The sequence below is a fragment of the Paenisporosarcina sp. genome (genome assembly GCF_057785155.1).
This window is the reverse complement of record NZ_JBYNRN010000039.1, coordinates 12,909-27,104: the sequence shown is the minus strand read 5'-3', so window position 1 is coordinate 27,104 and position 14,196 is coordinate 12,909. Positions and strand designations below refer to the sequence as shown.

Annotated in this window: 12 protein-coding genes; 6 read left to right on the top strand and 6 right to left on the bottom strand. The window is 36.7% G+C overall.

Annotated features, from left to right (window positions below; genetic code table 11):
• Positions 1-38: 38 nt before the first annotated feature.
• From AC3EA5_RS14315 to AC3EA5_RS14290, 6 genes are all read right to left on the bottom strand, one after another.
• Positions 39-1,853: an ABC transporter ATP-binding protein gene (locus AC3EA5_RS14315; RefSeq protein ID WP_488608963.1), complete on the bottom strand. Its 1,815-nt coding sequence runs from the start codon at positions 1,851-1,853 to the stop codon at positions 39-41.
• Between the two features lie 15 nt (positions 1,854-1,868).
• On the bottom strand, positions 1,869-3,614 hold the full coding sequence (locus AC3EA5_RS14310) for an ABC transporter ATP-binding protein (protein ID WP_488608962.1): 1,746 nt from the start codon (positions 3,612-3,614) through the stop codon (positions 1,869-1,871).
• Between the two features lie 248 nt (positions 3,615-3,862).
• Positions 3,863-4,315 (bottom strand): TlpA family protein disulfide reductase, encoded by a 453-nt coding sequence (locus AC3EA5_RS14305; RefSeq protein WP_488608961.1) that lies wholly within the window; start codon positions 4,313-4,315, stop codon positions 3,863-3,865.
• Positions 4,316-4,394: 79 nt separating this feature from the next.
• A complete protein-coding gene (locus AC3EA5_RS14300) occupies positions 4,395-4,937 on the bottom strand; it encodes a peroxiredoxin (protein WP_488608960.1) in 543 nt (180 codons plus the stop codon).
• A gap of 343 nt (positions 4,938-5,280) precedes the next feature.
• The gene (gene tnpB, locus AC3EA5_RS14295; protein WP_488608959.1) at positions 5,281-6,414 is read right to left on the bottom strand and encodes an IS200/IS605 family element RNA-guided endonuclease TnpB; all 1,134 of its coding nucleotides are present in this window, start codon (positions 6,412-6,414) and stop codon (positions 5,281-5,283) included.
• Positions 6,415-6,586: 172 nt separating this feature from the next.
• A complete protein-coding gene (locus AC3EA5_RS14290; RefSeq protein WP_488608958.1) occupies positions 6,587-6,856 on the bottom strand; it encodes a hypothetical protein in 270 nt (89 codons plus the stop codon).
• A gap of 68 nt (positions 6,857-6,924) precedes the next feature.
• On the opposite strand from AC3EA5_RS14290, the gene AC3EA5_RS14285 reads away from it, so the two are divergent.
• The 6 genes from AC3EA5_RS14285 to AC3EA5_RS14260 all read left to right on the top strand — a co-directional run bounded on the left by AC3EA5_RS14285 (position 6,925) and on the right by AC3EA5_RS14260 (position 14,190).
• Positions 6,925-8,376, top strand: a complete 1,452-nt coding sequence (locus AC3EA5_RS14285; protein WP_488608957.1) for a hypothetical protein — start codon at positions 6,925-6,927, stop codon at positions 8,374-8,376.
• 85 nt (positions 8,377-8,461) lie between these two features.
• A complete protein-coding gene (locus tag AC3EA5_RS14280) occupies positions 8,462-9,568 on the top strand; it encodes an ABC transporter ATP-binding protein (RefSeq protein ID WP_488608956.1) in 1,107 nt (368 codons plus the stop codon).
• The gene (locus AC3EA5_RS14275) at positions 9,558-10,382 is read left to right on the top strand and encodes an ABC transporter permease (RefSeq protein WP_488608955.1); all 825 of its coding nucleotides are present in this window, start codon (positions 9,558-9,560) and stop codon (positions 10,380-10,382) included. Before AC3EA5_RS14280 ends, AC3EA5_RS14275 begins: the two co-directional genes overlap by 11 nt.
• Complete coding sequence (locus AC3EA5_RS14270; protein WP_488608954.1) at positions 10,366-11,169, top strand: ABC transporter permease; 804 nt, start codon at positions 10,366-10,368, stop codon at positions 11,167-11,169. The genes AC3EA5_RS14275 and AC3EA5_RS14270 overlap by 17 nt, the downstream gene beginning before the upstream one ends.
• A complete protein-coding gene (locus AC3EA5_RS14265) occupies positions 11,166-12,239 on the top strand; it encodes an ABC transporter substrate-binding protein (RefSeq protein WP_488608953.1) in 1,074 nt (357 codons plus the stop codon). Before AC3EA5_RS14270 ends, AC3EA5_RS14265 begins: the two co-directional genes overlap by 4 nt.
• A 763-nt stretch (positions 12,240-13,002) precedes the next feature.
• Positions 13,003-14,190, top strand: a complete 1,188-nt coding sequence (locus AC3EA5_RS14260; RefSeq protein WP_488608952.1) for an MFS transporter — start codon at positions 13,003-13,005, stop codon at positions 14,188-14,190.
• Positions 14,191-14,196: the final 6 nt, after the last annotated feature.

Below are 14,196 nucleotides of genomic sequence, written 5' to 3'. Positions count from 1 at the left end.
TGAGCATAGTGTACCACAACTATTTCAAGCACTCAAACTCAATTTACATCTGTTGAAAATTGAGACATCACTAATTGATGATAATGACCTTTTTCCGTCATAAGGGAATCATGATTGCCTGATTCTAATACTTTACCATGTTCTAACACAATGATTTGATCTGCTTCACGAATCGTAGATAATCTGTGAGCGATCATAATCGCTGTACGATTTTTCAGCAATGTTCGTAAAGCTTCTTGAATTTGCAGTTCAGTTTCAGTATCGATTGAAGCGGTTGCTTCATCTAAAATAATGATACGTGGATCTGCCAATAAAGCACGTGCAAATGAAAGCAATTGACGTTCCCCAACAGATAGAATGTTCCCGCGCTCTTCAACTTCCGTTTCGTAACCGTTCGACAATCGCTCGATGAATCGATTAGCACCAACAGCCTCTGCTGCTTTAATTACTTCTTCATCAGAAGCATGTGGATTTCCAAAGCGAATGTTTTCCATGATCGTACCAGAAAAAATGAATGTCTCTTGTAAGACAATACTAATTTGTTCTCTGAGTGAACTTAATGATAGGTCACGAATATCTGTGCCATCCATCTTAACCACACCACTAATTGGATCATAGAATCGTGCGACCAAGTTCGCAATCGTTGTTTTACCTGAACCAGTGTGACCTACTAATGCAACGGTCTCCCCAGCTTTCATGTCGATTGAAATTCCTTTAAGAGCTAATCTGTCTGATTCGTATCCAAATTCAACTTTTTCAAATTCGATACGTCCTTTAATTTGTTTGACCGAAATCGCATTTTCTTTTTCATGAACCAAGGGCTGTTCGTCTAAGAATTCAAAAATTCTTTCTGAAGAAGCCATCCCCATTAATAATTGGTTATACACTTGCCCTAAGCGAGAAATAGGTTCCCAAAACATCCCTAGGTAAAACGCAAATGAAACAAACTCCCCTAAATCCAACTGACCATTTTGAATTAAATACGCACCATAAATGATTAGGACAACTGACCCAATTGCATTCGTCATTTCAACAAAAGGCCTGAACATGGAGTTCTTTTTCGTTGCAACTCTCCATGATTCGAAACTTTCTTCATTAATCCCATTAAAGAACGCCATATTCTCATCTTCTTGAGTAAATGATTGAGTAATGCGCATTCCTTGTATACTTTCATTTAAATGTGAATTAATTTTTGCTTGTTTCATTCGCACATCTTGCCATGAACGACGGATGTTTTTTCTTAATGTCGTTGAAATAAAGAACATCAATGGCAGTATAACTAATACGGCTAATGCTAATGGTGGACTTAAAGTAAAGAGAATAATCAACACACCAGCAAGTAATAAAATATCCATTAATAAATTGATGACACCATTCGTAAACAATTCTTGAAGTGAATTAATATCATTCATAATACGGACTAATATAGATCCTGCTGATCGCTGGTCAAAGAATCGATGCGAAAGCCATTGAACATGTGTAAATAAATGCTTCCTTAAATCGTAGATGACGTTTTGACCTAATTCGTTCATCCATTGTATTCGAAATCGATTCGCAACAGTATTAATGACATAAAGTACGGCAATTATGCCAACAAGAATTGATAAAAATTCGGCATCTTTATTCGTAAGTGCTTGATCAATTACGTAAACCCCAATTAAGATGGGAATTAATAACCGTATTAACGTTGTGATTGTTACGGCAATAAATGCTTTTGGTAACAAATTTTTTGAATACGGTTTTACATATGTGAACAATCTCGCAAGCTGTTGCCAGTTAAATGGAGCATCAATTGCTTCATCTGTTGAGTAGCGGAATCGCTTTAATACACTTGGATTTATTTGTTTTGTCATGATGATTCCGCCTTTCTATGCGTAAACATTGTCTAATTGGTCTTTGTATTGAATTTCATAAATTCGTTTATATAGTCCTTCTTCTTGTATCAATTCATCATGTGTTCCCCGTTGCACAATTTTCCCATGCTCGAACACAATTAGTTCATCTGCGTGTTTAACCGATGAAATCCGATGAGCAATGATGAACGTTGTACGTCCTTTCATTACTTCTTCTAATGCTTCTTGAATATGAAGTTCTGTCTTCATATCAACTGCACTCGTCGCGTCATCTAATACTAAAATGGCTGGATTTTGACATAATGCACGTGCAATAGCAATCCGTTGTTTTTGTCCTCCAGATAACCCAAGACCACGTTCTCCTAACATCGTGTCATAACCTTTTGGCAATTCCATGATGAAATCATGTGCATTTGCACGTTTCGCAGCATCTATAATTTCTTCCATAGAAGCATCTGGATATCCGTATGAAATATTCGATTTAATGGATGAAGAAAACAAGAATGACTCTTGTAACACGAAGCCTATTTTTGATCGCAGTGAAGGCAGCGTATATTCATTAACTGGTATGCCATCAATTTTAACGACGCCTTCAGTTGGCTCGTAGAATCGAGTTAATAACTGAGTAAGACTTGTTTTACCAGATCCAGTAGCTCCAATTAAACCAACTTGTTTTCCAGCAGCAACCTCTAAGTTAACTTGATCAAGAGCAACTTGATCCTCTTCGCGATATTGCAAGGTCACATTTTCAAAACTTACCTGCCCTTTCATATGAGAGCCGTCAATTGCACCTTCCATCGAATGGATTGGTTCAGGCGCTTCGATTACTTCAAGTAGTCGTTCACCTGATGCCTTAGACTGGGAAAATAAATTGACTGTAAATCCTAAGTTCATAATTGGGAAAATAATATATCCTAGCAAGCTATAGAATGCGACTAATTCCCCTATTTGTAATTGGCCCTCCATTACGAGGAATCCACCATATCCAAATAGGAATACGACACTAATATTGCCGAGGAATTCCATCACAGGGAAGTATTTTGCCCAAATATCAGATGTAAATAAATAGCGATCTTTGTAATCATTGTTTGAATCGTTGAATTTATTTATTTGAAAGGATTCACGTGATAAAGATTTTACTGTATGAATTCCACTAATGTTTTCTTGTACATTCGTATTTAATTTACCAAATGACTTACGTATTCCTCGGAAAGCTGGATGGACTTTTTTGTCGAAACGTAAAACAGCTACAACTAAAAGAGGCATCGCCATCATGGAAACGAAAGTGAGGGAAACTGAATAATAAAACATAACGCACAATGAAACAGACACTAAAAATACTAAACGGAATAACTCAACAAAACCAAAAGATAAAAAGAATCGGAATCCTTCAACATCTGCCGTTAATCGAGACATTAAATCGCCCGTTTTCGCATTATCATAGTAGCTGAAAGGCAATCTTTGTAATTTAGCATAGAGTGCATTTCGCAACTCATAAACAGAACGAATCCCAAACATATCGCCTGTATACTGACCAATATACGTCGCAATTCCTTTAACCACCATTAATGCGAGAAAAATACCTGCAAGAGTCCACGCGAGATCATATTGTTCTCCCGTAATTACTCGGTCAATCGTTTGTTGCAAAATGATTGGATAAGCAACTGTGATAAGCAAAGTGATTAAAAGCATAAATAATGACCAGAAGAATAAGTGTTTATTCGGCCAGTAATATTCTTTTAACTTTTTAAAAATTTCCATATTCATTTCCCCCTAATGCAAAAGACATAGTATTTAATATATCGGATTCCGAAATAAATAACCACCCCCTTTTGACTGATATTTTTAATTAATCTAAATTTTTTTTGTTCACTCCAACAATTCGTGTCGAAGCGTGTCGTTTGGGATTTATATCATCACCTTTTCTGCTTTCCTTATTCGATAAGAGAAGTCAGTGTAAAAAAGTCCATTAAAAAACGTCTGAGATAAAAATCTCAAACGTTTTTAGGTTATGCATTTTTAGTTTCGTCAAGAACACGATTTACACGTTTCTCTAACATTTTCATTCCACTTCCACCTGCTTGGAAATGTCGTAATTGACCTTCTTTATCAAATACATAATATGCAGGAACGTATTGATTATCAAAAGCATCTGTTAATGTCATATCGTTATCGACAAAAATTGGTTGTGTGATATCATGTTCAGCTGCAATTTTTTTGATTTCTTTTAAGTCCATATCCTTTTCAGAACGAGGCATGTGAACTGCGATTACATTTAAATCCTTTTTGTATTGATCCCGAAAATTATTAACTTCTGGCATTGCTTCTTTACAAAGTCCACAGCTAACTGACCAAAAGTGAATCAATGTTGGTTTCGTTCCAACAAGTTGAGATTTTTTTACTTCTCCATTAATCCAAGAAGTAGCACCTGTTAATTCAGGCATTGGTGCACGCAATTTCATATCCTTATCCTCCAAATCATGTTAAAAGTTCAAAATTCCCCACTGCTTATCGTATGCGTGGGGAATTGAATTTGACTTATTAAAGCGTTTTTTGACCTGGGCGCCAGTTTGCTGGGCAAAGGCCACCAGTTTGAAGTGCTTGAAGAACACGTAATGATTCATCTACATCACGGCCGATGTTATTATGGAAAACTGTTTGATATTGCATTTCACCTTCAGGATTAATAATGAATAATCCACGAAGTGCAATCCCTTCTTCTTCAATTAAAACACCGTAGTCGCGAGATACTGAGTGATTCGTATCTGCAGCTAATGGGTATTTTAATTCACCTAGTCCATTTTCTTGTCGATCTGTATTGATCCACGCTAAATGCGTGTGAATTGTATCTGTAGAAACACCGATAATTTCAGCGTCTAAATCTTCAAATTCATCGTAACGATCTGACATCGCTGTAATTTCTGTAGGACAAACAAATGTAAAGTCCATTGGATAAAAGAACAATACAGTCCATTTATCTTGTTTCATGTTTGCTTCCAAGCTTACTTTGCCGAAAGACTTATCTGCTAACACCGCATCCATTGTAAATCGGGGTGCTTGTTTACCAACCATACGTTCAGTCATGTGAAAACCTCCAAAGATGTATATTATGTTCAATCAATTAACTTCTTGAACAATCCATTTTCAAGGATAACAAACTCAGTTTTACAAATCAATTATTCAGTACTGCATTTTTAACTGTCAGCCAAAATCATCACATTAAAGTCTATTGTCTCTAGTATGGCTACTTTCTTTTATATAATGTGTAAAAACGAACTTGAACTACCCCACTTATCGACCTTACGTTCTGATTGAAGTGGGAGATTCTTGGGAATAGAGCGTACTTATTGACGTATTTCTTTGTCAACAGAGGTTTCTCTTATGGACCAAGCTATCCCCGCAGATTCCTGCGGTTCTACCCTTTTGTTTAAGCCAAAACTAAGGTTCTTAAGCCTTCGGCTAGGATGTTTTTGCTGGCATTTATATCTCTATCGTGATGTGCGTGGCAAACAGGGCAAGTCCAATCCCTTATTTCAAGAGATTTCTTGCCATCCTGATGTCCACAAACGGAACATATTTGACTAGACGGAAACCATCTGCTTATTTTCACGATGGTTTTACCATACCATTTCGCCTTGTATTCTAATTTCGATACAAAAGCAGACCACGATACATCCGAGATTGATTTTGCTAACTTATGATTGCGTAACATTCCCTTGGTATTCAAATCTTCGATACAGACAATATCGTGGTTTTTGATGATGTCTGTACTTAATTTGTTAAGGAAATCGTCACGTTGGTTCATGATTCTTTCGTGCAATCTAGCGACTTTTATCTTTTGCTTCTGATAGTTTTTTGCATCAAGAAGACTTATACCCTTGTTTTTGGCATTCAATGCACGTCTTGAAAGTTTCCGTTGTTCACGCTGAAGTTTCTTTTCCATCTTTGATGTGAACTTATTATTGTCAATCTTGCGACCATCAGAAAAAATTGCAAAGTCAGTGATACCTAAGTCTATCCCAATAGATGATTCCGTTTTCTCCAATGGTTGAACATCTGTTTCGGTCAGAATGGATACAAAGTATTTACCACTAGGATTTTGTCTGATAGTCGCACCAATAATACGACCTTTTACTTCACGACTTTTAGCAAAGCGAACTAGACCAAGTTTCGGTAATTTTATTTTCTTGTCTAAAATGACAATGTTATTATTGGTTTCTTTCGTTGTGTAGGATTGCACCTTATTCTTTTTAGACTTAAAGCGTGGTGCTTTATTTTGTTTCTTGAAGAATCGCGAATAGGAATCCGCAAGGTTTTTAAGTGAGGATTGAAGGGCAATGCTGTCAACTTCTTTTAGCCATACTAACTCCTTTTTTAAATGTGTTAATTCAGCAGAGCAAGAATGGTACGATAATCCTTTGCCAGTTTCTTTGTATGTATCGTTCCATAACCCTAAAAATCGATTGAATACGAAACGACTGCATCCGATTGTTTTAGCAATGAGGATTTCTTGTTCTTTGGTTGGATAGATCCGGAATTTGTATGCCTTATTGACTAACATGATTTTCAGCCCTCTCGATACGAATGTTTGTTCCCATTGTATCATCGTGAGGAAAGTTTTGGCTACCGCCAACCGACATTCATCTCCCACCTACTTATTAGGCTTCGCTCTTTTCATTCCTTGAGGTGGGAGTCTTCTGTCGAATAACATAAAAAAAGACCTTTAGCAAATCCTATAATGGTCGCTTAGGTCGGATATCGCAATATTCACATGTAGGATCCGTACATGCTTCTTCACGCCATGCATTACATTTTGTACAATAGCATGCATCAAATGTTTCGTGATAAGACAATGGCGTAAAACAATCATGACAAAAGTCAGCCAGTTCCTGGCGTTCGATAACACGTTTATTAATAAGAAGGAATACACCTTCTACTTCTTTTTGTTTATGCTTGAATTCACGTATTTTAGGATCTAGAAATAATAGCATCGTGCGTCCCAAGGACATCATCTCCTTATCCATTTATGGTAACATACAAATAGGAAAGAACAAGAGTGGAGCGTGAAACTATGGATCAAAAAGCTAAAATAAATCCGATACCAATCGATCAAGCTCATATGACATTTCTATTCCCTTTTTCATATCGAGAAAAGAATCGAAAAAAGATTGGAAATCATTTAAATTCACAAGGTTATACATTTTTCCAATTAAATAAAACAGAACTAGAAGATGCATTTTATGGTCCATCTATCCGAGTTGACAACAAAGAACTTGATCAATACTTCCTTCCTTTCATTGAAAGAAAGTTATTTCCTCATACGATTTCAGATGACGGGTTTTTACGTTTCTCGAAAAAAATAAGTCAAGACTATACACAAGAAGTACACGGTGATTCTTTCCGCTTTACCGTTAATAGTGTCGATGTAACTGTTAGTCCTTTTGGAATTGGCATAATCACCATTCGAACTGAGATGAATCAGACCGAAAATGAACTAAGTGAAGTATTAAATTTCATGAATCATTTTAGAGTGCTCGAACCAAAGATTGATGAAGAAGAAGGAGCAGTCATTAAAGCTGATCATCACGTATTTAACTCAACAAATGAGTTTGTCTTTGATTATCTTTGTCCTGAAATTAAGCATCACATCATTCATGATGACAAACGATCGGGATATTTTGGCAGTTTGCCCTTTTTCGAAGATGAGCGTATGATTTCTTCAGCCTTTTTAATCGCACCTTCCGGACAGGAAATTACACCTGACCAATTATATAGAATGGGACAATTGGATGGGAAAAACGAAGAAGGACGCCCATTTATGTCTACTACAAATATGGATTATATTGAACGTTACTTAAAACAACATTCCCATAATCGATGGGCACCTGATTCTTATACCATTACATCAGAACACGCTCAAATAACATTATCCACAAAAGAATGGCACCAGTTGGAACGACCTATCTCTCAATTTATGGGCACACATTATTATAATCTTTTGCTTCATTATTTTTATAAAATAATGTTGCTTCGTTTATCTTTTGAATATAGCGAATTAGAATGGGAACAAGATGAAGATTATGTTGAGGAATTAATTGAACTCATTTCCTTATTTTCTTCACGCTATTACTTTGGTGAAATTTCAGCACGCACAGAAGGAAAAGAATTATCAAAGACCTATCGAGAAATTTTTCATTTAGATTCTTTATTTGATGAAGTGAAGCATACTCTTCAAGACTTGTATCGCGCACAAGAAAACAAGGCAAGTAAACGACATAATATGCTTTTATTTATGTTAACTGTATTTACTGTAGTGTCAGGAATTTATGGCATGAATCTAGTTATTGAAGATTGGAAAGGAAAAACCGATTGGTCTAAAGTTCCTGGATATTCTTTTTTTGAATGGATTTCATTAATTACTGCCTTAGCTGGCATTTCCTTATCAGTAACTTTGTTATTAACTACTGGTGGGAAGGCGTTGTGGAAGAAATATCGAAAATGGAGACGCGATCAAAATAAATAATGGATATCCTTCCATATCCTATAGGTTTTCGTTCCAAAAAATGTTTTAATAAAATAATGAAATAGACTATTTTCAGGAGGTTTTTATGTCGAACCAATCAATTATTCGATTTGATCAAGTCTCAAAATCCTATGATGGTGCAGGGACTGTTTTAAATAATGTTAGTTTTGAAATTGAACGAGGCAAGTTTTACACATTACTCGGTCCTTCAGGTTGTGGGAAAACAACGATATTAAGATTAATTGCTGGATTTATGGAGCCGACGAGCGGGAATCTGTATTTTAATGGGAAGAACATTAATAAAGTCCCTGCTAATGAGCGGCAAGTAAATACCGTCTTTCAAGACTATGCCTTGTTCCCGCATTTAAATGTCTTTGAGAATGTTGCATTTGGACTACGCATCAAGAAGTTAAAGAAAGATGAAGTGAATCGTCGTGTACTAGAAGCTTTAAAATTTGTGAATTTAGAAGGATTTGAAAATCGAGAAATCGTAGAAATGTCAGGTGGACAAAAACAACGTGTGGCAATTGCTCGAGCGATCGTCAATGATCCTGAAGTTATTCTATTGGACGAGCCTCTATCCGCACTAGATTTAAAGTTAAGAACTGAAATGCAATATGAATTAAGAGAGTTGCAACAAAGATTACGGAAAACCTTTATCTTCGTTACGCATGATCAAGAGGAAGCACTCGCGATGTCTGATGAAATTTTCGTAATGAATGCTGGAGAAATTCAACAAAGTGGAACACCGATTGATATTTATGATGAACCAATCAACCGCTTTGTGGCTGACTTTATTGGAGAATCTAACATCGTACCAGGTATTATGATTGCAGATTATCGCGTTCAGTTTGGCGGCAAGGAATTTGAGTGTACCGATCAAGGGTTAAATCCAAATGAAAAAGTGGATATCGTTATTCGACCAGAAGATTTAGAGATTACGAGTATTGAACAAGGGAAAATGATTGTGACTGTCGATACACAACTTTTTAGAGGTGTTCACTTTGAATTATCCACTCTGGATCAAGACGGTAATGAATGGTTAGTTCATTCAACTAAAAAAGCAGCGGTGGGAGATAAAATTGGGTTAGATTTCGATCCAGAAGCGATTCATGTCATGCGTTTAAATGAAACCGAAGAAGATTTTGACAAGCGTCTTGAATCATATGGAGCTTCGTTACATGAAAAATAATTCGAATCGGTCCATTTATTTAATCCCCTATTCTGTTTGGATGTTTTTATTCGTTATTGCACCAATTGCACTTGTTCTCTACTTTTCATTATTCGATTTACAAGGTAACTTTTCGTTCGAAAACTATCAAAACTTCTTCACCTCAGTTTATTTAAAATTAACCATTAGCTCTTTCTGGTATGCATTTATAATCACCGTGTTTACTTTAGCAATCGCATATCCAACTGCTTACTGGTTAACCAAAACGAAGCATAAACAATTATGGTTATTATTAATTATTATTCCTTCTTGGATTAATTTATTGTTAAAGACGTATGCTTTCATTGGTATTTTTGGATTGTTTGGACCCGTGAATACAGTATTTGAAAAAGTAGGTATCGGATCTCAACAATTGTTGTATACCGATTTCAGCTTCATTTTCGTCTCAGTTTATATATTTATTCCGTTCATGATTTTACCGATTTTTAATTCATTGGACAAAATGAATCCAACGCTAATTGATGCTTCACGTGATTTAGGGGCTTCATCTTGGAAAACATTTTCTAAAGTGATCCTTCCTCTTACGATTAATGGCGTAAAGGCTGGAATTCAAGCTGTATTCATCCCTTCTCTATCACTGTTCATGATTACTAGATTAATAGCCGGAAATAAAGTCATTACATTAGGAACAGCGATTGAACAACAATTTTTAGTTACACAAAACTGGGGAATGGGATCAACCATTGCCGTGTTCTTAATCTTATTCATGTTTATTGTGATGTTTTTAACCGGGCAAAAAGATAGGGGGGCGTTGGCAAATGGGCAATACAAGTAAATTAGCCAAAGTCTATCTGACGCTCGTATTCATCATTTTATATATGCCGATTTTGTATTTGATTTTTTACTCTTTCAATAGTGCAGGCAATATGTCCAATTTTGAGTCGTTTACATGGGAGCATTATGGAGCTGTCTTTTCAGACACTCGATTAATGCTTATCCTCATTAACACAGTGATTATTGCATTACTTTCAGCTTTAATCTCAACTGCAATTGGCGTCATGGGTGCGATTGGAATTGTCTATATGCGCAATCGCAAATCACGTAATGCACTTTTATCTCTTAATAATATTTTGATTGTAAGTCCAGATGTTATTATTGGGGCGTCGTTCTTGATTTTATTCACCATCATTGGGGTGAAGTTAGGATTTATATCTGTCCTAATTTCTCATATTGCTTTTAGTGTCCCCATTGTTGTGATTATGGTTTTACCGAAGCTTCAAGAAATGAGTAGTTCTTTAATTGACGCTGCACTCGATTTAGGAGCATCAAAACGTGAGTTACTAACTCGCGTCATTATTCCATACATCAAACCAGGAATTTTTGCAGGCTTCTTCTTAGCCCTTACTTATTCTCTTGATGATTTTGCTGTTACGTTCTTTGTAACAGGAAATGGATTTACCACTCTTTCAGTTGAAATCTATTCCATGGCTCGTGCTGGCATTACGTTAACCATAAATGCCCTATCTGGCCTATTATTTATCGTTACATTACTATTAGTTCTCGGGTATTATGCTGTGACAAATCGCACGAAAAACCCACTTAGAACGGGGGTTCCAAAATGAAGGACATCATTCGAGCAGTCGTGATTATCGTCATTACTTGTGGACTTCTGTTTTATGCGCACTCTCAATTGAGTGAAAGTTCGGGTCGTACTGGAAAAGACACAATAACGGTTTATAACTGGGGTGAATATATCGATTCAGATTTAGTAACTCAGTTCGAAGACGAAACGGGCATCAATGTCATTTATGAAACGTTTGATTCAAATGAAGCGATGATGACGAAAATTGAACAAGGTGGAACAGCCTATGATGTCGCTATGCCATCTGAGTATGCGATTGAACAAATGATGGAAAAAGATATGTTAATTCCGATCGACCATAGTAAAATTCCAAATCTAAAAAATATTGATCCTTACTTCTTAGATTTACCTTTTGACCCTGGAAACGAATATTCCATTCCTTATTTTTGGGGAACTGTTGGAATTGCCTTTAATCCCACATTACTTGATGGACAAACATTTGAAAGCTGGGACGATTTATGGGATCCATCATTAAAGAGTGAAGTTATTTTAGTTGATGGTGCTCGTGAAGTTTTAGGAATGGGACTTAATAGTCTCGGGTATTCATTGAACTCCAAGGATCCAAAAGAACTGCGAGAAGCGACGGACAAATTAAAAACCTTGTCTCCAAATATTAAAGCAATCATCGGTGATGAAATTGTTGAAACGCTTCGAAGAAATGAAGCGTCAGTCGCGTTAGTATGGTCAGGTCAAGCTGCGGATATAATGTACGTCAATGAAGATATCGATTATGCAGTACCTAAAGAAGGTTCGAATTTATGGTTCGACAACATGATCATTCCGAAAACGGCTGCCAATGTAGATGGAGCACATAAATTCATTAACTTCATTTTGGATGCTGAAAATGCTGCACAGAATGCGGATTACGTTGGCTACTCAACTCCTAACGAAAAAGCGATTGAGTTAATGGATCCAGAGGTAACCGGTGATGAACGTTTCTATCCAACCGAAGAAATGCGTGAGCGTCTTGAGGTTTATGAAAATTTAGGTCTAGAAACACTTGGCACATATAACGAATTATTTTTAGAGTTTAAAATGGATGCGCAATAAGTATAAAGGGGTAGTTCTAAAAGTCATATTTGATGACTTTTATGGACTCCCCTTTTTCTTTTTATCACAATGACATTATATTGGCGGGATTATAGAAACGCCTATGAACAATTACAACTGAGATGGCGATTCTTCTAACCAAGAATGCGATTTTTCGAACTGAGAACCTCAAAATTCTAACCAAGATCGCCAAATTTCTAACTGAGCGACCATTCACCAACAGAAACACCTGCCAAGCGAAGCGGGCAGGGCTAATTGGGGCTGCACGTTTCACTTACGCAGCCTTTTCTGTTGGATTTCCCCCTACTGAAATAGTGATTCCTAGACAATTACAACTGAGATGGCTATTCTTCTAACCGAGAATGCGATTTTTCTAACTGAGAACCTCAAAATTCTAACCAGGATCGTCAAATTTCTAACTGAGCGACCATTCACCAACAGAAACACCTGCCAAGCGAAGCGGGCAGGGCTAATTGGGGCTGCACGTTTCACTTACGCAGCCTTTTCTGAGAATAGCCCCCCACTGAGATCTTACTTTCTAGACAATTACAACTGAGATGGCGATTCTTCTAACCGAGAATGCGATTTTTCGAACTGAGATCCTCAAAATTCTAACCGAGATGTCCAAATCTCTAACTGAGCGACCTTTCACCAACTGACATTTAACTAAATATTCACCCAAGTCTTCTAATGGCATTTTTTTTATTTTGTGTTAAACTTTTAGATACTCGAAACAGTTTGAGCAAGAAAGAAGGATGTTATTATGGCGAGTAATTCGAATCGCTTTGCACTATATATTCTGATGTTTAATATGTTTATTGCGATGTCAGGAATCGGCTTGATTATTCCAATCATGCCTGAATACTTAGATACGTTTGGTGTGGCAGGACAAGCTTTAGGTTTTCTAATAGCGATGTTTGCATTTTCCCAATTCTTATTTTCACCTTTAGCAGGTGATTTATCAGATAAATTTGGTCGAAAGTATTTAATAATTGTTGGTTTAGTGATCTTTGGTTTATCGCAATTAATGTTCGGTATGGCTTCTGATTTATGGATTCTCTTTTTGGCACGATTCTTTAGTGGCGTTGGTTCAGCATTTATTGTCCCACCAATGATGGCTTTTGTAGCGGATATTACCACCGAAGAAGAACGCGGAAAAGGAATGGGATTACTAGGAGCTTCCATGTCACTTGGATTCATGATTGGACCGGCGATTGGAGGGTTTTTAGCAGAAGTTAGTTTGCGCTTCCCTTTCTACGTGGCCACTGCTGCTGCACTGATTTCTGCTGCTATTTCAATGTTCGTGCTACCAAACACGAAACCACCAGTTGTACAAGCTGGCTTAATTCGTAAAAGAGAAAATTTATGGGCTCAAATGAAGAGATCGACGACAACGCCCTACTTTATTATGTTAATTGTCGTCTTTGTGTTCTCATTTGGTTTAGCGAATTTCCAAGCAACCATTGCCTTATACGTCGATAAAAAATACGGCTTTACACCTGGTGAAATCGCTATTTTAATTACGATGGGCGGATTTGTCGGGGTAATCGTTCAAACATTTGTTATTAATAAGTTGTTTATGCGATTTGGTGAATTTAAAGTTATTTTAGTGAATTTACTTGTTTCTGCTTTAGCAATGATCAGTGTTCTATTTGTAGATGGTTTTTGGCCAATTTTAATTGTTTCAAGTGTGTTCTTTACTGCTGCTTCGTTATTGCGACCAGCAGTAAATACATTAATTTCGAAACAGGCTGGGAGTGAACAAGGTTTTGCAGCTGGTATGAACAACGCCTATATGAGTTTAGGGAATATGGTGGGTCCAGCACTTGCTGGGATCTTATTTGATATAAATATGAGCTTCCCATACATCGCAGGAACACTCGTCTTACTCATTTGTTTTGCTATTGCATTGTTATCAGCTCGCAAGCCTACTTTAATTCATGAAACATAAAAGGTA

What these genes read in the sequence shown, in the direction of transcription:
- AC3EA5_RS14315 (WP_488608963.1), bottom strand. Translation starts at nt 1,853, where the DNA reads ATGACAAAACAAATAAATCCAAGTGTATTAAAGCGATTCCGCTACTCA.
- AC3EA5_RS14310 (WP_488608962.1), bottom strand. Translation starts at nt 3,614, where the DNA reads ATGGAAATTTTTAAAAAGTTAAAAGAATATTACTGGCCGAATAAACAC.
- AC3EA5_RS14305 (WP_488608961.1), bottom strand. Translation starts at nt 4,315, where the DNA reads ATGAAATTGCGTGCACCAATGCCTGAATTAACAGGTGCTACTTCTTGG.
- AC3EA5_RS14300 (WP_488608960.1), bottom strand. Translation starts at nt 4,937, where the DNA reads ATGACTGAACGTATGGTTGGTAAACAAGCACCCCGATTTACAATGGAT.
- tnpB (WP_488608959.1), bottom strand. Translation starts at nt 6,414, where the DNA reads ATGTTAGTCAATAAGGCATACAAATTCCGGATCTATCCAACCAAAGAA.
- AC3EA5_RS14285 (WP_488608957.1), top strand. Translation starts at nt 6,925, where the DNA reads ATGGATCAAAAAGCTAAAATAAATCCGATACCAATCGATCAAGCTCAT.
- AC3EA5_RS14280 (WP_488608956.1), top strand. Translation starts at nt 8,462, where the DNA reads ATGTCGAACCAATCAATTATTCGATTTGATCAAGTCTCAAAATCCTAT.
- AC3EA5_RS14275 (WP_488608955.1), top strand. Translation starts at nt 9,558, where the DNA reads ATGAAAAATAATTCGAATCGGTCCATTTATTTAATCCCCTATTCTGTT.
- AC3EA5_RS14270 (WP_488608954.1), top strand. Translation starts at nt 10,366, where the DNA reads ATGGGCAATACAAGTAAATTAGCCAAAGTCTATCTGACGCTCGTATTC.
- AC3EA5_RS14265 (WP_488608953.1), top strand. Translation starts at nt 11,166, where the DNA reads ATGAAGGACATCATTCGAGCAGTCGTGATTATCGTCATTACTTGTGGA.
- AC3EA5_RS14260 (WP_488608952.1), top strand. Translation starts at nt 13,003, where the DNA reads ATGGCGAGTAATTCGAATCGCTTTGCACTATATATTCTGATGTTTAAT.